Annotated in this window: 19 protein-coding genes; 8 read left to right on the plus strand and 11 right to left on the minus strand. The window is 45.6% G+C overall.

Going from position 1 to position 19,837, the window contains the following annotated elements; translation table 11 throughout:
- Positions 1 to 29 precede the first annotated feature (29 nt).
- Positions 30 to 1,079, plus strand: a complete 1,050-nt coding sequence (metX, locus tag NFI81_RS25155; protein ID WP_234615658.1) for a homoserine O-acetyltransferase MetX — start codon at positions 30 to 32, stop codon at positions 1,077 to 1,079.
- 81 nt (positions 1,080 to 1,160) lie between these two features.
- On the opposite strand, the gene NFI81_RS25160 is transcribed toward metX, so the two are convergent.
- From NFI81_RS25160 to mobA, 6 genes are all read right to left on the minus strand, one after another.
- Positions 1,161 to 1,931, minus strand: coding sequence for a glycerophosphodiester phosphodiesterase (locus NFI81_RS25160; protein ID WP_234615657.1), 771 nt, complete (start codon positions 1,929 to 1,931; stop codon positions 1,161 to 1,163).
- Positions 1,932 to 2,064: 133 nt separating this feature from the next.
- Complete coding sequence (locus tag NFI81_RS25165) at positions 2,065 to 4,731, minus strand: PQQ-dependent sugar dehydrogenase (protein WP_234615656.1); 2,667 nt, start codon at positions 4,729 to 4,731, stop codon at positions 2,065 to 2,067.
- A gap of 39 nt (positions 4,732 to 4,770) precedes the next feature.
- A complete protein-coding gene (locus NFI81_RS25170) occupies positions 4,771 to 7,092 on the minus strand; it encodes an FdhF/YdeP family oxidoreductase (RefSeq protein ID WP_234615655.1) in 2,322 nt (773 codons plus the stop codon).
- A gap of 2 nt (positions 7,093 to 7,094) precedes the next feature.
- Positions 7,095 to 7,463, minus strand: a complete 369-nt coding sequence (locus tag NFI81_RS25175; RefSeq protein WP_234615654.1) for a DUF7009 family protein — start codon at positions 7,461 to 7,463, stop codon at positions 7,095 to 7,097.
- Positions 7,460 to 8,308: a formate dehydrogenase accessory sulfurtransferase FdhD gene (fdhD, locus tag NFI81_RS25180; protein ID WP_234615653.1), complete on the minus strand. Its 849-nt coding sequence runs from the start codon at positions 8,306 to 8,308 to the stop codon at positions 7,460 to 7,462. Before fdhD ends, NFI81_RS25175 begins: the two co-directional genes overlap by 4 nt.
- The gene (mobA, locus tag NFI81_RS25185; protein ID WP_234615652.1) at positions 8,298 to 8,888 is read right to left on the minus strand and encodes a molybdenum cofactor guanylyltransferase; all 591 of its coding nucleotides are present in this window, start codon (positions 8,886 to 8,888) and stop codon (positions 8,298 to 8,300) included. Before mobA ends, fdhD begins: the two co-directional genes overlap by 11 nt.
- Before the next feature lie 130 nt (positions 8,889 to 9,018).
- Here mobA and fdhA point away from each other — a divergent pair, with 130 nt between their 5' ends.
- From fdhA to NFI81_RS25205, 4 genes are all read left to right on the plus strand, one after another.
- Positions 9,019 to 10,209: a formaldehyde dehydrogenase, glutathione-independent gene (gene fdhA / locus NFI81_RS25190; RefSeq protein ID WP_234615651.1), complete on the plus strand. Its 1,191-nt coding sequence runs from the start codon at positions 9,019 to 9,021 to the stop codon at positions 10,207 to 10,209.
- 76 nt (positions 10,210 to 10,285) lie between these two features.
- Positions 10,286 to 11,329, plus strand: coding sequence for a hypothetical protein (locus tag NFI81_RS25195; protein ID WP_234615650.1), 1,044 nt, complete (start codon positions 10,286 to 10,288; stop codon positions 11,327 to 11,329).
- Between the two features lie 132 nt (positions 11,330 to 11,461).
- Positions 11,462 to 12,565 (plus strand): tRNA 2-thiouridine(34) synthase MnmA, encoded by a 1,104-nt coding sequence (gene mnmA / locus NFI81_RS25200; protein ID WP_234615649.1) that lies wholly within the window; start codon positions 11,462 to 11,464, stop codon positions 12,563 to 12,565.
- Positions 12,566 to 12,658: 93 nt separating this feature from the next.
- Positions 12,659 to 13,045, plus strand: coding sequence for an LPD3 domain-containing protein (locus NFI81_RS25205; RefSeq protein ID WP_234615648.1), 387 nt, complete (start codon positions 12,659 to 12,661; stop codon positions 13,043 to 13,045).
- A 94-nt stretch (positions 13,046 to 13,139) separates the two neighbouring features.
- Here NFI81_RS25205 and rlmB read toward each other — a convergent pair whose 3' ends face one another.
- The 3 genes from rlmB to NFI81_RS25220 form a co-directional block, all read right to left on the minus strand.
- Positions 13,140 to 13,913 carry a 23S rRNA (guanosine(2251)-2'-O)-methyltransferase RlmB gene (gene rlmB, locus NFI81_RS25210; protein ID WP_234615647.1) on the minus strand — a complete coding sequence of 258 codons (774 nt, stop codon included), beginning with the start codon at positions 13,911 to 13,913 and terminating at the stop codon, positions 13,140 to 13,142.
- On the minus strand, positions 13,889 to 15,094 hold the full coding sequence (locus NFI81_RS25215; RefSeq protein WP_310589253.1) for a GWxTD domain-containing protein: 1,206 nt from the start codon (positions 15,092 to 15,094) through the stop codon (positions 13,889 to 13,891). The genes rlmB and NFI81_RS25215 overlap by 25 nt, the downstream gene beginning before the upstream one ends.
- 150 nt (positions 15,095 to 15,244) lie before the next feature.
- Positions 15,245 to 16,135, minus strand: a complete 891-nt coding sequence (locus NFI81_RS25220; protein WP_234615645.1) for an SDR family oxidoreductase — start codon at positions 16,133 to 16,135, stop codon at positions 15,245 to 15,247.
- Positions 16,136 to 16,215: 80 nt separating this feature from the next.
- Between NFI81_RS25220 and NFI81_RS25225 the strand changes: the two genes are divergently transcribed.
- Positions 16,216 to 16,929 carry a DNA alkylation repair protein gene (locus NFI81_RS25225; RefSeq protein ID WP_234615644.1) on the plus strand — a complete coding sequence of 238 codons (714 nt, stop codon included), beginning with the start codon at positions 16,216 to 16,218 and terminating at the stop codon, positions 16,927 to 16,929.
- A gap of 1 nt (position 16,930) precedes the next feature.
- Here NFI81_RS25225 and NFI81_RS25230 read toward each other — a convergent pair whose 3' ends face one another.
- Positions 16,931 to 17,851, minus strand: a complete 921-nt coding sequence (locus tag NFI81_RS25230) for an aspartate carbamoyltransferase catalytic subunit (RefSeq protein ID WP_082215567.1) — start codon at positions 17,849 to 17,851, stop codon at positions 16,931 to 16,933.
- A 162-nt stretch (positions 17,852 to 18,013) separates the two neighbouring features.
- Here NFI81_RS25230 and NFI81_RS25235 point away from each other — a divergent pair, with 162 nt between their 5' ends.
- Positions 18,014 to 18,460 (plus strand): transcription elongation factor, encoded by a 447-nt coding sequence (locus NFI81_RS25235; RefSeq protein WP_234615643.1) that lies wholly within the window; start codon positions 18,014 to 18,016, stop codon positions 18,458 to 18,460.
- On the opposite strand, the gene NFI81_RS25240 is transcribed toward NFI81_RS25235, so the two are convergent.
- The gene (locus NFI81_RS25240) at positions 18,457 to 19,173 is read right to left on the minus strand and encodes a YebC/PmpR family DNA-binding transcriptional regulator (RefSeq protein WP_234615642.1); all 717 of its coding nucleotides are present in this window, start codon (positions 19,171 to 19,173) and stop codon (positions 18,457 to 18,459) included. The genes NFI81_RS25235 and NFI81_RS25240 overlap by 4 nt on opposite strands.
- Before the next feature lie 100 nt (positions 19,174 to 19,273).
- Between NFI81_RS25240 and NFI81_RS25245 the strand changes: the two genes are divergently transcribed.
- The gene (locus NFI81_RS25245; RefSeq protein ID WP_234615641.1) at positions 19,274 to 19,735 is read left to right on the plus strand and encodes a GNAT family N-acetyltransferase; all 462 of its coding nucleotides are present in this window, start codon (positions 19,274 to 19,276) and stop codon (positions 19,733 to 19,735) included.
- Positions 19,736 to 19,837 lie beyond the last annotated feature (102 nt).

The following is a 19,837-nucleotide window of genomic DNA, read 5'->3' on the forward strand; positions in this document are numbered from 1 at the left end:
TTTGAATTAAAACCTGTGCTCAGGCACTTATGCAAGCGGAACAAAAAACATTTAAATATCCATATGCCTATGCGCTGGAAATGGGCGGTGAATTGCCGGGCTTTGAGCTGTCATACACCACTTATGGAACGCGAAACGCCGATAATAGCAACATTGTCTGGATCTGTCACGCATTAACAGGCAGCTCCAACGCAGCGGAATGGTGGGACGGCCTGGTAGGGGACGATAAATTTTTTGATCCTGCCAGATATTTCATTGTTTGTGTCAATGTGCTGGGTTCGGCTTATGGCTCTACGGGCCCGCTGAGCATTAATCCCCGGACTCATAAACCGTTTTACAGGACATTTCCGACCATTACCGTTCGCGATGTGGTAGGAGCCATGGATTTGCTGCGGCAGGAAATGGAGATCCGGAAAATCAAACTTTGTATTGGCGGCTCGCTTGGTGGCCAGCAGGCGCTGGAATGGTCGGTGGAAGTGCCGGATCTATTTGAAGAGCTCATTGTAATCGCTTCCAATGCATTGCATTCGCCCTGGGGCATTGCTTTCAACGAATCGCAGCGGATGGCGATTGAGGCCGATCCGACGTTTAATGATGGCACGGACGAGGCCGGAAGCATGGGCATGCGCGCTGCCAGATCCATTGCATTGCTTTCTTACCGAAACTACGACACTTACAACTTTACGCAGGCGCGTGATAATCCCGATCAGATCGATGATTTCCGGGCTTCGTCTTACCAGCAATATCAGGGTGATAAATTTGTGAAGCGATTCAATGCATATTCATATTGGACCCTTTCCAAGATCATGGACTCGCACAATGTAGGCCGTAACCGCGGCGGGATTGTGCATGCACTGGGTTTGGTGAAGGCCAAGACATTGGTTCTCGGGATTAAATCCGATCTGCTGTTTCCTTTATCTGAACAACAGTTCCTGGCCAGACACATTCCGGACGCTGTTTTTCAGGAAATTGACTCCCTATATGGCCACGACGGCTTTTTGATCGAATACAAACAGCTTACCCAGGTTATCAGAGCCTGGCAGGAAACAAACGGCAAGTTGCAGACCGCCAGGATTTAAGCATTGAGACAAAAAACAGGAAGACATAAAAAAATGGCCGCTTAGAGATATCTCAAAGCGGCCATTTTTGTTTACAGCATTTTATTTTGTGATTTTTAAAAGCAGTTCCGGCTCGTTGGTTGTAATGTAGTCAACGCCTTTTTCGAGAAACCATTTCATAGATTCTTCATCATTTACCGTCCAGACATTGGTAGTAAGCTTTTTGTCACGGATTGCGGCGATATATTCTGGTTTTTTCTTCAATACACCCTGATTATAATCAATACCGTCCAGGCCCGCAGCCTGAATTTCGTCTGGCGTTTTGTCTCCGTTCAGATATTCAACGTGTGCTTTCGGCGCCAGTTCTTTCACTTTTTTACAAACGTCAAAATCAAATGCGATATAATCCGTAATGCCTTCCACTTTCAATTTCTTCACCATTTCCACGCATTTCGTGGCCAATGCCAGCGAACGTTCCTTACCCATGGAAGATGTTTTTATTTCAAGGATCAAACGCGTTTTCTTCTGTTTCGCACCCGCTTTCAAATAAGCTTCCAGCGTTGGCAATGCAGTTCCGTCTTCCAGTTTAATTTGCGAAAGCTCCTGGGCATTGGTCTTTTCAATGTGTGTTCCCTTAATCGAATGATCATGCAGCACATAAATGACCGAATCAGCCGACATATGCACATCAAATTCGCTTCCATAGCAGCCCAGCTTGATCGCGTGCTCCAATGCGCCGATGGAATTTTCTGTTACGCCTGTATTTTTCCACGCACCACGGTGCGCAATGACTTTATTTTTGTTTTGAGACATGCTTTCAAAAGTGGTCAGGCTAAGCAAACCAATGGCAATAATGGATAAGAATTTTTTCATTTTTCTGAATTTGGACTGATATAAAAAGAACGCGTTAACCTGAATTTACCCTGAACAATCGTTCAGAGCGGATTCGAAAATTAAAGCTTGTTTTGGTCAGCAGTGTTAGCTCAATGTTAAGTTTCCGGAAGCGTTACCTTTCAAAATACATCCAATCCACGTAAAAAAGCATTTTTTTGCTCTTGTCAGGGTTGTTGAAAACGAAGAAAATATCTGTTTGTTTGTTGAAAGGTTTGACATCAGCCCGCATTTCCTTCCACTCGGGTTTAATGTCTTTGGATTTTCCGCCTGCAATGTTCAGAGAGCCCAGTACTGTACCTTCAACGCTTCCCTGCCGGATTTCCAATGTTCCACCCTCACCATCTTCCAGGATTCTGAACTTGATTTTTTTAATATGGTTCAAATCGATGTTAGCGAAGCTAACAAACTTGCCATTCCCAGCCGGGACCGAAGTCACAAATCCATTGTTTTTTGTGCCAATCGAAACGCTGACATTGCCTTTTTCAAAATCTTCCAGCTGGACCAAGGGATTTTTTAAGACCACAAAAGCGCTTCCTTTTAATGGTTCAATGCCGTTTGCGCCTTTATCCGTATAATTTGCAGCCAGCACATATGCACCTTCGTTGCCTTGTCCCAGGTGTTCCACAAGCTGAATGTTGCCCTGCGTTGCTAATGTTGCCTTTTCGCCCGTTAATGAAAGAATGTAGCCAGCCAATTCCCGAGATTGTGCAGTGGTTAGATTCGGATGCGGAGGCATGGGATAAGTGCCCCAGTTGCCGCTGCCGCCTTTGATGATTTTGTCGGACAGCAAGTCTGCAGCGCCGGTTTTGGCCGCATAACGTTTCGAAATCTCCTTCAAAGCAGGCCCTATCGATTTGGAATCCATGGTATGGCACGATTTGCAATCCAGCGAAGCGTAAAAAGTTTCGGTTGCGGCATAGCGCAGGTTTCCATGATTGGCGCCGGAAAGGGCAGCCGCGAAATCTTTCCCAATGGGCAGATAATCAAATGCCAGGGTAATATTTTTTTGATCAGGCGTCTTATCCTCAGCGTCTTTCACCACCACCTTGTAATCAAAAGGCACATTATCCCAGTAAAAACTGCGATTTGCCGCGGTGCTGATCGTGACATCCGGCGGCGAATTGCCCACCTTAATCTGGGCAGTTGCCACGCCCGAGCCACCCGCCTGATCCGACACCGTAAGCGCAACATTATAAACGCCTGGTTTGGTAAATGTGTGCTTCACATTCGCTCCGGTGAAGTTTTGATCCGCGACTTTCCAGTTGAATGTCAGTTTGTCGTTTTTATCATAATCTTTTGATTGCGAAGCGGATAATGTTACCGTAAGCGGCGCAGCGCCAATGGTTTTGTCCGCTTGAATGTTGGCAATCGGGTTGCGGTTTCCTTCTGAATATTCTACGCGGATCAGTCCGGCGTCCGTATTTTTGGCGAACCAATTGGTGCCGTAAGCGAGCATATAAATAGCGCCATCATGTGCAATCTGCATATCCATGGGTGCTATGACCTTCAAATGCGGCAAAAACGGCTCCATACTCACGTAATTTCCATCTTTATCCAGTGTTACAGCCATGATCCACTTCCTGATCCATTCATAAATGAACAGTTTTCCGTTGTAATATTCCGGCAGCTTATATTTTGCATTCGGATAAAGGTCGCTGTAATAAACCGGCCCAGCCATGGCACTCGCGGCGCCCTTACCAACCATTGGCCAGCGTTTGGAATCGCCTTTCCCATACCAGATCATGGCAGGCTGCGCGGGAGGAAGCTCTTTAATTCCGGTGTTGTTAGGTGAGTTGTTAACAGGATGTGCAGGATCTTGTTTCGGACCTTCTTTTTTTGTTTCAAAATCATATTTAGGAAAAGCCTCATTGGCACCGAGGAAATAAGGATAGCCAAAAAATCCCGGTTTCCTGGCCTGGTTAATTTCATCATAACTTAAAAAACCTTCTTCCGCAGGCACATTCGTGTCGGGTCCTACGTCGCCCCAATACACAAATTTCGTCTTCGGGTCCACAGATACGCGGAACGGATTACGGCAGCCCATCACATATATTTCGGGATAACCCAGCGAACCATCTTTCGGAAACAAATTGCCGTCCGGAATTGCATAAGTGCCGTCGGGAAGTGGTTTGATCCTCAGAATTTTGCCGCGGAAATCTTTGCTATTTGCCGTTGTGCCCTGATCGTCAGATAGTTGCCTGCCAGGGCGTTCATCGGTTGGGTTATGCCCTTCGATCTCTTCCGCATTGGTGTTGTCACCGGTCGAGAGATAAAGCAAGCCATCGGAAAATGTCAGGTAACCCGCTGAATGGCAGCAGTAAGTGCGTTGTGTGGGCACTTCCAGTAACACCTTTTTAGAATTGAGGTCCAATTTCTGATCCACAAAATCATAGCGTGTAAGCTGACTTACATTCCGGTCACCGGCAAGCCCATAGTAAAGATATACCCAATGGTTTTTGTCAAATTCAGGATCTGCCGCAACGCCTAGCAAGCCGTCTTCAATTCCACTGTAAACATTAATGTGCGCAATGGTTTTGACCTGCTTTTCCTTGGCATCATAGAATTTTACATCCCCTTTCCGTTCCACAATAATGACATCCAGATTGGGTAATATGGCCATTTGCATAGGCTCGTCCAGGCCTTGCGCAAGCATCATGTGGGTGAAACGCGTGCTGTCGGGGGCATCGGCACCAGCCGTTTTTGCAGCGGGTTTGGGAAAAAATGCAGACAGAACTAGGCATGCAATCGCAGCCGAAATAATCAGAACGGTGGTTTTCAACGGGTTATAATTTTCAGGGGTTCAGGAATAAACCGCAATTTAATGACTCAGCACATTCAAATGTTTACGAATGGTCAAAATAACCATTTTGGAAGTTGGTGTGTTGCTTTTGTCGGCCACGCTATTAATAGGCACGAGGACATTGGTTTCCGGGAAATAAGTTGCTGTGCAGCCTTCGGGGATCGAGTAGGGGACTACGACAAACATATACGCAACCCGCTCAATGCCATCATAATGATTGTATAGGTCTACCACATCGCCACCTTTCAGATTTCTATTGGCCATGTCGTTTTCGTTCATTAAAATCACACGCCGCTCATTATGAATGCCCCGGTAACGATCGTTTAAGCCATAAATCGTGGTGTTAAACTGATCGTGGCTCCGAATGGTCATCATCATCAGCTCATCGTCTTTCAGTTCGGGATTATGGAGCATGCCGATATTGAAATGCGCTTTTTGAGATAATGTGTCAAAATAGCCATCCCGGTTGCAGTTGGGTAAGTAAAATCCGCCGGGCATGCGGACACGCTCATTGTAATTTTCAAACCCGGGGATCGTCCGCTCAATGTCAGCGCGGATCACATCATAATCCTCGGCATAAATGTCCCAGTTAATCTGACTTTTTCGTCCTAAAACCGCCTTCGCAAGTTTGCAAACGATCACCGGCTCGCTCAGCAACTGATCCGAAACAGGCGGTAAGACGCCTTTTGAAAGCTGCACCACACCCATTGAATTTTCGCAGGAAATAAACCTGTTTTCATCCTGATGCATGTCCATATCGCTCCTGCCCAGGCACGGAAGGATCAATGCCTGCTCGCCTGTTACCAGATGGCTCCGGTTCAGTTTTGTGGACACATGTACGGTCAGGCGGCATTTGCTGAGCGCCTCAGCCGTAAACCTGGTATCCGGCGTAGCACTCAAAAAGTTGCCGCCCATCGCAAAAAACACTTTCGCCTTGCCTTCATGCATCGCTTTAATGGACTCGACAACGTCGTAACCATGTTTTTTGGGCGTTGTGAAGTGGAAGTTGCGCTCAATCGTGTGCAGGAATTTTTCAGAAGGCTTTTCAAAAATCCCCATTGTCCTGTCGCCCTGCACATTGCTGTGGCCGCGCACAGGACAAGTGCCGGCTCCAGGCTTGCCAATGCTTCCTTTCAGCAAAAGCAAGTTTACAATTTCTTTGATCGTATCCACGGCATTCTTGTGCTGGGTAAGGCCCATTGCCCAGCACGCAATGATCTTGCCTTTACCTGCCAATACACGTGCAACCTGTTGAACCTGAGCAAATGAGATCCCGCTGAGGCGTGCCAGCTCTTCTGCATTCTGCTCCTTCAAATGGGCAATAAAATCGGTGTAACCTTCTGTGTTATTGGCAATAAAATTCCGGTCGAACACCATTCCGGGATTGCTTTCTTCCTCTTTAAGCAGCAGAATTTCAATGGCTTTCAGCAATGCCAGGTCTCCATTGATTTTCACTTGCAGAAAAATGTCGGTCAGCGCAGCATTAGTCCCCAGAATGCCCTGCACGGTTTGCGGATTATTGAAACCCATCAAACCGGTTTCAGGTAAAGGATTAATTGCTATGATTGTTGCACCGTTCGCTTTCGCTTTTTGTAATGCAGTAAGCATCCGCGGGTGATTGGTCCCCGGATTTTGGCCCAATATCATTATGACCTCGGCCTCATAAAAGTCATCGAGTTTCACAGAGCCTTTGCCAATGCCCAGCGATTCACCTAATGCCACACCGCTGCTCTCATGGCACATATTACTGCAATCGGGCAGGTTATTAGTGCCAAATTCGCGGACGAAAAGCTGGTAAAGGAATGCAGCCTCATTGCTCGTCCTGCCGGAAGTATAAAAAATGGCTTCATCTGGTGAATTGAGTCTGTTTAATTCCAATGCGATCTTCTCAAAAGCCGATTTCCAGGAAATAGGTTGATAAAACTGGCCGCCTGCCGGCAAAAACATGGGTGCTGCAATCCGCCCTTTTCCACCGATTTCGTAATCCGAAAGCTTACCCAATGTTTCAACAGAATTTTGAGCAAAGAATGCTGCGTCCAGTTTTTTCAATGTTGCTTCTTCGGCAACCGCCCTCGCACCATTCTCACAATATTCGGCAATGCCCGAGCGCTCATCGTCCGGGTCGGGCCAGGCGCAACTAGGACAATCAAAACCGCCTTTTTTATTTAAATTAAAAAGCGCTTTCATTCCCCGCTGCACACCCGCTTCACCAACGACTTTCTGAAAACTCGAAACGACCGCCGGAATGCCCGCGGCTACTTTTTTGATCTCCGTCTTTCGAAGTCCGGTTAACTTATCCGGGTTTTCGGCTCCTAGAATATTATTCTGGTCATTGGGCATGATTAGCAGGTTTTTGCGGGGTTTTCATAGTTATCCGATTGGTCCTCGGTAACATTATCCAGGCACTTGAAATCTTTTTCGATCAATAATTTCAACGTATCAATCTTGCCGACGGACATTTCGCCACTGTGGCCAACTACATTATTATCCGCCCATCCCTGGGTCAAATGTTCTGGCAGTTGGAGCAAAATTTTACCATTTTGGAATTCGGCGGATAGCTCAGATATGCCAGCCGATTTTTTTACCGCATAAATAAAATTTGTATCGCCAAAAGGCGTCACTTCTTCCAGGTAACCTTCGATACTCAATGTTTCAATGTCGGTTCGGCTTAACCTGAAACGCACGGAATTGCGTTGAATGCGTATTTTCATAATTCTGAGATCCGTTCGAAGCCGGAGTAAATATTGAATTTATTATTTTTTAAAAAACCGATCAGCGTCATGTTGCTTTCTTCGGCCAACTTTACGGCCAGACTGGACGGCGCGCCGATTGCTACAACGATCTTTATTCCAGCCATTCCCGCTTTTTGAATCAGCTCAAAACTTGCTCTTCCGCTTAAAAGCAGGATGTGGTTCGCAAGCGGGAGCAGATCATTGAGCAACGCATTGCCAATTAGCTTATCCAGCGCATTATGCCTGCCTACATCCTCGCGGAGCGTGATAAATTTTCCATGAAGGTCAAAGAGCGCAGAAGCATGCAGTCCTCCTGTGGTCTCGAAAATGCTTTGCTGCAAATGCAGCTGATCCTTCAATGAAAATATGACTTTCCTGCTCACCAGCAATGTGTTATCGTTTTGCTGGTAAGCCGAAACCGTTTTGATCGCATCAATGCTCGCCTTTCCGCAAACGCCGCAACTGGAAGTGGTATAAAAATTCCTTTCCAGCGAATTAATTTGCGGTAAGAAATCGTCAGTCAAATTTACAACCACCTTATTCTCATCAAAAACATCATTTTTTACCGCATTAACCTGACCTTTTTCAGTAATAATGCCTTCTGTGAACAAGAAGCCAGCCGCCAGCTCGTCATCATTCCCGGGCGTCCGCATCGTTACGGAAATGCTCTTTTTTATTTTTTTACCAAATTCAGTAAATCCAAGCTGAATTTCCAGCGGCTCCTCCACGGCCAGATCGTCTTCCGCATCCTGGCTGTCGCTGCTGGTAACTATTCTTATGCGCTGTTGCGCTATCGCACTGATTTCCATTTTGTTAAATTTCATTATCAACATTGAGAGCAGCCTTTACCTGCTCGTAAACCTCAGGCGTGTCCACGCTTAGCATTACTTTTTCCGATTTGGGAATGTATTTTTCAGCATTAACCTCCCGTAAAAAATGCTGCAAACTGTAATGGTTGTTTTTAAAACGATCAAAAAGCAGCGGTGCGGCCTCCTTCGCATACCAAGCTAAGAACGGCTCATATTTTCCGTCCGCATTGTAAAATGCTGCTGCAACCGATTGTTTTGGAACGGATGATAGAAAATCCTGAAAAACTTCCGTCGTAATATAAGGATAGTCGCAGCCTGCGATCAGGAAATCGGCATTTGGGTAGGTTTTGAAAGCAGAAAGCAGCGCCGCCATTGGGCCAATATCTTCATATTCAGGCAAATCGGCCAATATTTTATGATTTTTAAAAACTGCCGACTGCATGCTGTTGCAGGACAAAAATACATCATCGCATATGGGCGACAAGATATTCAGGACGCGATCAGCTTGCGGAATCCCGAAATATTGCAGCTGACTTTTATCAGAGCCCATCCGCAAACTTTTGCCTCCACAAACCGCCAAACCATATAATGCCATAACCTTCACCCAATAATGTCACCTCTAATTTAATCAATTGTATTGTAAACGAGGAATTTTGTTAAATTTGAAATTAACCCATAAAAAATATTGCAAAACCGATTATTTCTAAACTTAACCATTCATTACTATGTGCCAAAATCATGGAGTTGCCTACATCAAGCCAGGCGAGGTTGAAATTCAGGAAATTGAGTATCCCAAACTGGCTTTGGGTGACAGGAAATGCGAACACGGAGTCATTTTAAAAATTGTATCAACCAACATTTGCGGCAGTGACCAGCATATGGTCCGCGGGCGTACAACAGCGCCGGCCGGATTGGTTTTGGGGCATGAAATAACCGGGATTGTGATTGAGGCGGGGCGTGATGTGGAGTATATTAAAGTCGGAGACCTGGTTTCTGTTCCCTTTAACATTGCCTGCGGAAGATGTCGGAACTGTAAGGTTGGACAAACTGGAATTTGTTTAAATGTAAATCCTGCACGACCAGGCGCTGCATATGGATATGTGGATATGGGTGGTTGGGTTGGTGGCCAGGCAGAATACGTGATGGTTCCCTATGCCGATTTTAACTTGCTTAAATTCCCGGATAAAGATCAGGGAATGGCTTATATTAAGGATCTTACATTACTTTCAGATATTTTTCCAACTGGTTTTCATGGTGCAGTAATGGCAGGCGTCGGGCCGGGTTCTATCGTTTATGTGGCCGGGGCCGGACCTGTGGGACTGGCTTGCGCAGCTTCCTGTCATTTGCTGGGCGCTGCGGTCGTGATTGTGGGCGATATGATCCAGGAAAGGCTGGATCAGGCGAAAAGTTTTGGTTGCGAGATCATTGACTTAACGAAAGACACGCCGCTCGAACAGGCCATTGCAGCCATTATAGGCGTTCCGGAAGTGGATTGTTTTGTGGACTGTGTGGGTTTTGAAGCCCGTGGGCACGGATCAAATTCCGGAACGGAGCTTCCCGCAACCGTTTTGAACACCGCTATGGCCGTCACAAGGGCTGGTGGCGCGATTGGGATTCCTGGTTTGTATGTGACGGGTGATCCGGGAGCCAAGGATAAGGCGGCTCAGGAAGGCAGTTTGAGTATTCGAATCGGGCTGGGCTGGGCCAAATCACATTCATTTTATACGGGTCAATGTCCTGTTATGAAATACCACCGCGCGCTGATGAATGCTATTTTATATGATAAGATCAAGATTGCGAAAGCGGTGAATGTGGAGGTGATCACTTTGCAGGATGCGCCGCGAGGTTACAAGGATTTTGATAAAGGCGCAGCTAAAAAATTCGTGATAGATCCGCATAATATGATCATGAATTAAGTTTTTTTCAGGAAAGGGAAAGGAGAAGCGCAGGTTCGTGCTTCTCCTTTTTCATTTTTAAATGCTAACTTCCTGTATGGAACAAGGTGATGTTAAGATATTGAAGAAAAAGCCAATTTACCCCGTTAGTGCGGAGCTGCGGAAATATTTACGTTTGTATCAGCGGGATTCCAAGCTGCCGGTGGGTTACCATGACCTGCTCAATTTTTACGAATCTTTCCCGGTGATGGATAAAAATGGCAAGGATACACTCTGGGAAAGTCCGCTTTACCCGCCACACGAAATTGACCGGCTGCACAGCGGTTTGAAAAAAGCCTACGCAATGCTAAAAGCTTCTGGCAACCTCCGCATTGTTGAACACAAATATATTGACCGCATTGATTACTGCAAGTTTGGAAACTCCAATCCATTCAGGATTAAGATCGTAAACCGGCTGAATGATATTTACGATTATTTTTATGTCAAAAGAGCTGACGCGTCCAGAATTTATGGATTGGAATTAGAGGAGATATTTTCTCCCAACCAGGTCAATTACCTGGTTGATGGCGACAGTCTGATCGAAGAGCATATTGCGGGCATTCCGGGTGATGAATTTGCCAAAACACGCTTGCGCGAGCCCGATTACAACCCCATCCGCATTGCCAAGGAATTTGTGAAATTTAACGAACGCTGCATGATCACGCTGCTCGGCGACATGCGTGCCTACAATTTTGTCATGCAAATAACCCCCGATTTCGACGATTTCCAGTTCCGCCTGCGCGCCATTGACTTCGACCAGCAATTTTATGAAGGCAATATTAAAGTGTACATGCCGCAATTTTTCAAGGAAAACCGGCCTTACGTCGAACTGGCCATGGAATATCTAACCGATAAAACGGTCCTTCAATACCAGCAGGAAGAGCAATCGTCCATTATGTATCAGGCCAGAAGCGAAAGATACCGCCTCAAAGAGCTCCGCGACGTCTCTATCAAAGACAACATTTCGACCATCGACAACATCCACCAGCTCCGTGAAGGGCTTTTTAAACATTATTCGGATAACCAATATCACCAGTGCGAAAGTATGACGGATATTATTGAGTTGAACATTAAGAATGTGATCCGGCAGGTAAATGCATAGGGAGTTTTGACCGCATTGCGGAGCTGCACATTATTAATGTTACCTTTGCGGAACCTGACGGCTGAAAAAAGCTGTTCATCATTTTCAACTTAAACAAAATCGGAAGGCATTCAACCTTCGCAGATTCCCGGAATGAGCAAACACGGACGCATTTTAGTCGCCATGAGTGGCGGCATCGACAGCTCGCTTGCAGCTGTTATGTTACACGAACAAGGTTATGAGGTCATTGGGATGACCATGAAAACCTGGGATTATGCCAGCAGCGGTGGCTCCAAAAAAGAAACCGGATGCTGCTCTCTCGACTCCATCAACGACGCCCGAAATATCGCGGTTGAACTAGGATTTCCCCATTACATTCTGGATATACGCGCCGAATTCGGCGATTACGTTATCGACCACTTTACAGGAGAATATCTGGAAGGCCGCACGCCTAACCCATGCGTTTTGTGCAACACGCACATCAAGTGGGATGCGCTTTTGAAACGTGCTGACCGTTTGGATTGCGAACATATCGCAACCGGACATTATGCCAATATGCAGTTCCATGACGGTCGTCATTATGTCTCCAAAGGCATTGACAGCTGGAAAGATCAAAGTTATGTTTTGTGGGGTGTGTCGCAGGAAAGTCTTGCGCGAACCAAACTGCCATTAGGCTATTTGCATAAATCTGAAATCCGTGAAATGGCGCGGGAAAGGGGCTTTATTGATCTGGTTAACAAATCAGAAAGCTATGAAATCTGCTTCGTGCCGGATAATGATTACCGGGGATTTTTGAAAAGGAGAATCCCAGGTCTGGAAGCGGAAGTTGCTGGCGGGAATTTCGTTTTTGAAGACGGCACGATCGTTGGAAAACACGAAGGTTATCCGTTCTATACAGTAGGTCAACGCAAAGGATTGGGCATTGCATTAGGCAAACCGGCTTTCGTGACTGAGATCAGAAAGGATACAAACGAGGTTGTCCTAGGCGATTTGCCTGATCTTTTCCGGGACGGAATGTATGTGAGCAAATTAAACCTCCAAAAATACGCTTCACTGGAAAAGCCTTTGGAAACAGTAACCAAAGTGCGATACAAACACGACGGAACACCCGCAATCATCGAGCAAATCGAACCTGATAAAATCGTCGCTAAATTCCACGACGGCGTCAACGGCATCGCGCCCGGACAAGCAGCTGTTTTCTATGAAGGAGATGATGTTGTGGGTGGCGGCTGGATTATGAAGAGTTTCCGGCAGTAGTAAGTTATTAAATGTAAGAATAAGAGAATTGCCTGCCTAGTTCAAATACTCAATATTCCTCTGTAATGTTTCGTCAACAACTGAACTTCACAGATGGATTTAAAGTCCCTTCGCCGAATTGCTAAGGACCGTTTAAAGGATGATTTGGTAATGAAAGGGGAAGGTATTTATCGTCAAGAGCTCGGAGCGGAAATAAAATTAAGTATGACTGGTGTGAAAGAATGCATTAACCAGCCGTTCTGTTTGTACGTCGATAAACTCAATTTACTGATCAAAGGACTTGAAGAAGCATTGGCGACAGCAAAGCATCTTGGTTACACCGATTATCAGACGCATCCTAAACCGCACGTATTAGGATACCATTATTTTGAAACAGAAATAGGCGGAAAGACCGCCTATTTTAATGTTCAGGTAACTGTTCAAAAGCAGTACTTTCTCTATTCAATTACCGAAAGGCTACATTGGGACCCAAATATATAAAAAAACACCCGACGTGCTTAGAGGAGTTGCAATCCAATGCCGGTTCAGGTGTTACGCAAATATAAACAAATTCCTTTTAATAAAAATTCCGATATCAGATTTTAATCCGCTGCCTCACAGCCTCATACAACACAATCGAACTAGCCACAGAAACATTCAGCGATTCTACTTGTCCGCTCAAAGGAATCCTTGCTCCTGAATCTGCAAGCTGGATGAATTCCTTGGAAATACCATCTTCCTCAGAACCCATAATGATAACCGTAGGGATTGAGAAATCGATTTCGTAGAGTGACTTTTCTGTTTTTTCTGTACAGGCAATGATCTGTAAACCGCTGTTGCGGAGATATTGCAATGTTTCGTACAGGTTTGGTTCGCGGCAAACGGGCAGGAAGTTCAGTGCGCCGGATGAGGTTTTCATTGCATCCGCATTGATCTGAGCGCCACCTTTTGTTGGCACGATAAGCGCTTGTACGCCAGCACATTCTGCTGTTCTTGCGATGGCTCCGAAGTTTCTTACGTCGGTGATTCTGTCCAAAAGAAGCAGTAAGGGTGTTTTGCCTTCCTCATAAACCTGCGTGAGCACATTATGGAGGGGCATATACTGGATCGGAGATACGAAAGCGATAACGCCCTGGTGATTTTTCCGTGTTACGCGGTTGAGTTTTTCAACAGGAACGCGCTGAAAAGGAACGCCTAATTCCTTCGCAAGTTTCTCAATTTCAGCAAGTCCGAACTCTCTCTGAATGAATAATCGTTCTATTTCTTTTCCCGAACGAAGGGTTTCAAGTACAGACTGCGTACCAAAAACCATGTCGGCCTGGGACTGTCTTGGGGCGGGTTTTCTTACCGTATACTGCCGTTTCTCCATGCTTCTACAACTGGATACCAAATGGGCTGGTATTCGGCATAGCGAACCAGTTCATAATGATCATCCACGAATTGATTGTTTTTTCTATTAAATGTAAAATTGACATTCTGCGCATTGCCGCGTTGGTCGTAAGTCCAAACTTCCCGATCCTTGCTGCGCTGAACTTTGTCTGGTGGGCCTAACACGATGTAAATCATGCCTTTATCGGTCTTCCATCCTTCTTTGTATGTAGTAAAGAGCTGGTTTGCTTCCTCAACCCGACTATAAAATGAACGAATGGACTGCTGCGCCAAAGGTGCATTTCCGTTCATTAATGTAAGCCAGTATTTATCCAGTGCTTTTTTGTAATCTTCTGCTTTTTTAATCTCGTTGATCTCATTGTTGGTGCTCATGTAAAGCAGCGGCCCGAGCAGGTTTTGCGGACGCGTCATCTTTGGAAAACGCTCATTTACGACAAGTACGCCCAATCCTTCTGACTGTGTTGTGTCTGCAAAAATGTTATATAAGCCCTCTTTTGTAAATGTGATCTGCTGATCTGAACTGATTAGGAAAGAGCTGTCAACTTCAAGTGATTTGCTGACATTTTTAGGAGCAATATTCATAGGTGAACCGGCTGCCTCAAAATCATGATTGTAGTAATATACATGCAGCTGCTCGCTTCCACCGGTGGCCTTTTTTAATGTAAATGGCTCATTGGAATTGATATAATGCCGCTGCAATGGCTGGCTGCTGCTTGCCGTATAAACGCCGTATGTTTCATTAACACCCTGCTTTTTAAACCTGATCGTGAGATCATTAAGCACTTTCTTCAATGTTCCCGTCTGACTTATTTCGCTCAGCAGGACACCATATTCTTTATCAGGGCTTTTGAGATCGTAGGCAATCACGATTTTCTGACCGGCCTGGGAAACATTCGAGGAATCTAGTTTTACATTGCCATAACCCAGACGATCGCGCGTTCCGTAGTCCGAGTAAATGACGTAGTTAAGATTATAAAGTCGGATAAATTCAGCTGGTGAAATGGGGTTTTTGCCTTTGAAAGCATCCACGTACAGATAAACTCTCGTCTGCGTGGTGTCTTTCAACAAATATTTACTTTGAATGGCAATCAGGGAAAGTTCTTCGTTAACCGGCGCTGATTGCTGTATTGGGCGAACCTGAGCTTCCGGCAATTGCTTCATGGGCTTGTTGGATGACGCACATCCAGCTAGCAACGAGGCAGTTAAAACACAAATATAAAAGCTTAAAGTAGTTCTCATGTACATGTTTTCATCATTTGTCAAATAACGAACGAACAGGTAAAATTACCCAATAAAACGGTAAGAAAATTTTTATTCTGGTTTCTTACTCGCACGATTGGCATTCTTAATCTGATCTTCAATCGCATCCCACTGATCGTCAGTTACTTCTTTCAGGAAATTGAACTGACCGGCAGCCAGCACTTCGCCGCCATCCAGGGTTATCACTTCACCCGTCATATAGGCTGAAAAATCAGACATCAAGTAAGCGGCAAGATTGGCCAGTTCCTGGTGATCGCCCACACGTTCCAGTGGAATGCGGCTTTCGAAGGAGAATTTTTCGGCAAGTTCTTCCGGAAAAAGTCGCTCCCAGGCTCCTTTTGTAGGAAATGGTCCCGGCGCAATTGCATTCAGCCTGATCCCGTGATCCGCCCATTCGAACGCCAGTGATTTGGTCATGGCCAGCACGCCGGCTTTCGCCATGGCGGAGGGGACCACCCAGCCCGAACCTGTCCAAGCATACGTTGTTGAAATGTTCAGGACCGTTCCTTTGATGTTGTTATCAATCCAGTATTTGCCCAAAGCAAGTGTGAAATAATAGGTGCCGCGCAAAACAATGTCAACGACCACATCCACCGCTTTGTATGACAATCTTTCGGTTGGACTAATGAAATTTCCCGCCGAATTATTGACCAGACCATTCACGCTGCCGAACTTCTCAATTGCTTTTGCAATCACATTTTCAATTTGCTCGGGTTTACGGACGTCGCATTCAACGGCTAAAATGTTGCCGCCAATAGTCTCTTCCATTTCTCTGGCGGTTTTTTCGAGAACTTCGAGGCGTCGGCTGCAAATCACAATGTTAGCTCCTAATTTCAGAAAATAGGTGGCCATGGATTTACCTAGTCCCGTGCCGCCTCCCGTTATAATAATGGTCTTGTTTTTCAATGCGTCGTCGCGAAGCATTCCTTCCGTGTGGATCATCAGAAACAGATTTTATGGATGCGGGTAAAGGTAAAGTTTTATCTAAAATTGTTATATTTTGTAGTAAAAATAATAAGCCTATGATGAACCAGGTGAAGGACATTATGACCCAGCTGGCAGCGCTGGGCAGCGAGCAAACCCTGAAAACTTTCCTGAATCATGGTGGCGTGGAACCCATGTACGGGGTGAAGATTGGCGATATGAAGCCTATTTTGAAAAAACACAAAAACAATCACCAACTCGCGCTTGAATTATATAAAACAGGCAATTCGGATGCCATGTATCTGGCCGGACTAATGTCAAATCCATCTTTGCTGACGCCGGAAGTGCTGGACGAATGGATTGAACGCGCGCCGTGGCATATGATCAGCGAGTTCACCGTTGCCTGGAATGCTGCTGAGAGTCCCTATGGATTCGAAATGGCGCGGAAATGGATCGAATCTGACAAAGAGCTGACGGCGGATGCGGGTTGGTCAACATGGGGTTGCCTGATGGCGCTTACGCCGGATGAAAAGATTGACAAAGAGGAAATTGATCAGTTGCTGGACCGCGTTGAAAGGGAAATTCACGACGCACCCAATCAGGTTCGGTATGTAATGAATGGTTTTGTGATCGCGGTTGGGTCTTATTATAAACCATTGGCCGAGAAGGCAATGGCGATTGGGAACAGGATCGGGAAAGTGAAGGTGAATATGGGCAATACGGCTTGCAAAGTGCCTTATGCTCCCGATTACATTCAAAAAATCTGGGACGCAGGCAGGTTAGGAGTAAAAAGAAAAGAAGTGAGATGCTGAGTTATTGCTGAGCAAGCAAATAGAGCACAGCCATCCGCACGGCAACCCCGTTTTCAACCTGATTTAAGATAATAGAATGGCTGGAATCGGCAGCGTCTGATGAAAGTTCAACCCCGCGGTTGATCGGGCCAGGGTGCATCAGGACGATTTCCTTGTTCAAATCATCCAGCATGGCTTTATTAATGCCATAATAGAGTGAATATTCCCTTAATGAGGGAAAATATTTAATCTGCTGGCGTTCCAGCTGAATGCGGAGGACGTTCGCTACGTCGCACCATTGCAATGCTTCCTTTACATTATGGCTGATTTTTACACCCAATTCGTCCAAATGCTTGGGAATCAATGTGGATGGTCCGCAAACCATGACTTCTGCTCCCAATTTTTGCAAACAAAAAATATTGGAAAGTGCAACGCGTGAATGCGTAATGTCTCCAATTATCGCAATTTTCTTTCCGGTGAGGTCGCCCAGTTTTTCGCGCATGGAAAAAGCATCGAGTAATGCTTGCGTAGGGTGCTCGTGCGTGCCGTCGCCTGCGTTCACAACGTTTGCGGGGATGCGTGTCGACAGATAATGTGGCGCTCCCGGGCTGCTATGGCGCATCACGATCATATCCACTTTCATAGCCAGGATATTATTGACCGTATCGAGCAGCGTTTCGCCCTTTTTTACCGAGCTTCCCGAAGCAGAAAAATTAACTACGTCAGCGGAAAGACGCTTTTCAGCAAGCTCAAAAGAGAGCCTTGTGCGGGTTGAATTTTCGAAAAAAACGTTTGCTATGGTGATATCCCGGAGCGATGGGACTTTCTTGATGGGCCGGTTAATGACGTCCTTGAACTGCGTTGCCGTGTCTAAGATGGTATGAATGTCATTCTCGTTCAGGTTTTTAATTCCAAGTAAGTGCCGGACCGAAAGTTTTGTCATTGCTGGTATTCAAGAAAGTTTGGCAAAGATAATAAGGAAGCTGGCAACGCGAAAACGCATTTGGAAATTTCCCCTTCCTATTTCTTCATCGCCGCTGACTATCTTTGGGACGCTGCCAGGCTTTTTCCTGGTTGAAATATCGACTAAAAAAGTTGGAATAAAATGAATAAGGCTGCATTAATAACCCATATAAAATCACTTTTGGAAGAGCGCATGATGGTGGCGTGGAATGCGATGGAAGCGGCGCAGTCATCGGCAAATGATCAGGGAAAAAGTTCAATGGGAGATAAATATGAGACATCCCGCTCCATGGGCCAGCTGGACAGAAATATGCACGCCAGACAATATGAGCAGGTCCGTCTGGAAAGATTGGTTTTGGAAAAAATACACGAAAATGAGGTTTCTGTGCGTGCTTCGGTGGGATCGTTGTTAGAAACAACTGCGGGCTGGTTTTTCATCGCCGTGAGCCTGGGAGCCGTAAAAATAGAAGAAGAGACCGCTATGGCAGTCTCTTCTTCGTCGCCCGTTGGCGCATCGCTGTTGGGAAAAGGTCCCGGCGATAAATTTGAATTTATGAAACGACAACACGAGATCATCGCGCTGCATTAACCCATATTGTGATAAACGCGCTGCACGTCGTCATCGTCCTCGATCTTTTCAATCAACTTTTCCACTTCGGCAACCTCTTCATCGCTGAGTGTTTTGGTGTCATTGGGAATGCGTTCAAAATCCGCTTCTACGATCTCATAACCGTTTTCTTCCAGGTAATGCTGTAAAGCGCCGAATGCGGTGAATTCTCCATAAATGTTGATCTGGTTGGTTTCTTCGTCCAGGAACACTTCTTCACCGCCCACGTCGATCAGTTCAAACTCAAATTCTTCCAGATCCTTCGAGCCCGTATTCTTGATTTTGAAAATACACTTCCGGTCAAAAATAAAATCGAGCATGCCCATTGTGCCCAGACTTCCGCCGAGCTTATTGAAATAGCTGCGCACATTGGCAACGGTCCGCGTGGGGTTATCAGTAGTGCTTTCCACAAGAATTGCGACGCCGTGCGGGCCGTAACCCTCGTAGACCATTTCTTTGTAATCCTCCTGGTCTTTGGACGTCGCACGCTTTATAGCCCTTTCAACCGTGTCTTTCGGCATGTTGGCGGCTCTGGCGTTTTGCAAAAGAACCCTAAGCCTTGCGTTTGTATTAGGATCAGCGGTTCCGCTTTTTACGGCAAGGACAATGTCTTTTCCAATCCTTGTAAAGGTTTTGGCCATTTTGTCCCAACGCTTGAACATCCGCGCTTTTCTATATTCATAAGCTCTTCCCATGCTTAGCTTTGTAAAATGTTATATTGTTAATTCGCTGCAAATTTATGAAAGACGATTTAAATCAGGTAAAAATATATTCTTTCAAGAACAACTGTTACAGATGGATCTGAAATTAGACTGGCACTTCAAGACATTCGATGAACTCAATACGCGCGAACTTTATGATATTTTGCAATTGCGCAATGAGGTTTTTGTGGTGGAACAAAAATGTTGCTTTCTGGACCTGGACGGCAAAGATCAGAAATCACACCATTTGTCGGGCTATCAGGATGGAAAACTAATGGCCTTTTCCCGCATTGTGCCGCCGGGTGTTTCCTATGAATATGTTTCTATCGGCAGGATCGCGGTTTCAGGACAGGGCAGAGGCATGGGTTTTGGTATTGAACTTTTAAATGAATCTATAAAAAAAGTTGAGCTGCTGTATGGTAAAAGCATTATCCGGATAGGAGCCCAGTTATATCTGAAAACCTTTTACGGCTCGTTTGGTTTTATACAATCGAGCGATATTTACCTTGAAGATGACATTGAACACATCGAAATGACGCGTCAAATCACGCGATAAAAATTAGTGGTAAAACATGGGGAATGAATTCCCGGATTTGACGCATAATTAAACACTGGTCAATTTAGGCATTATTCGGGGCAGGCCAAATAACAGGATCAA

Origin of the sequence: Dyadobacter fanqingshengii (genome assembly GCF_023822005.2) — a bacterium.
Lineage (GTDB): Bacteria > Bacteroidota > Bacteroidia > Cytophagales > Spirosomataceae > Dyadobacter > Dyadobacter fanqingshengii.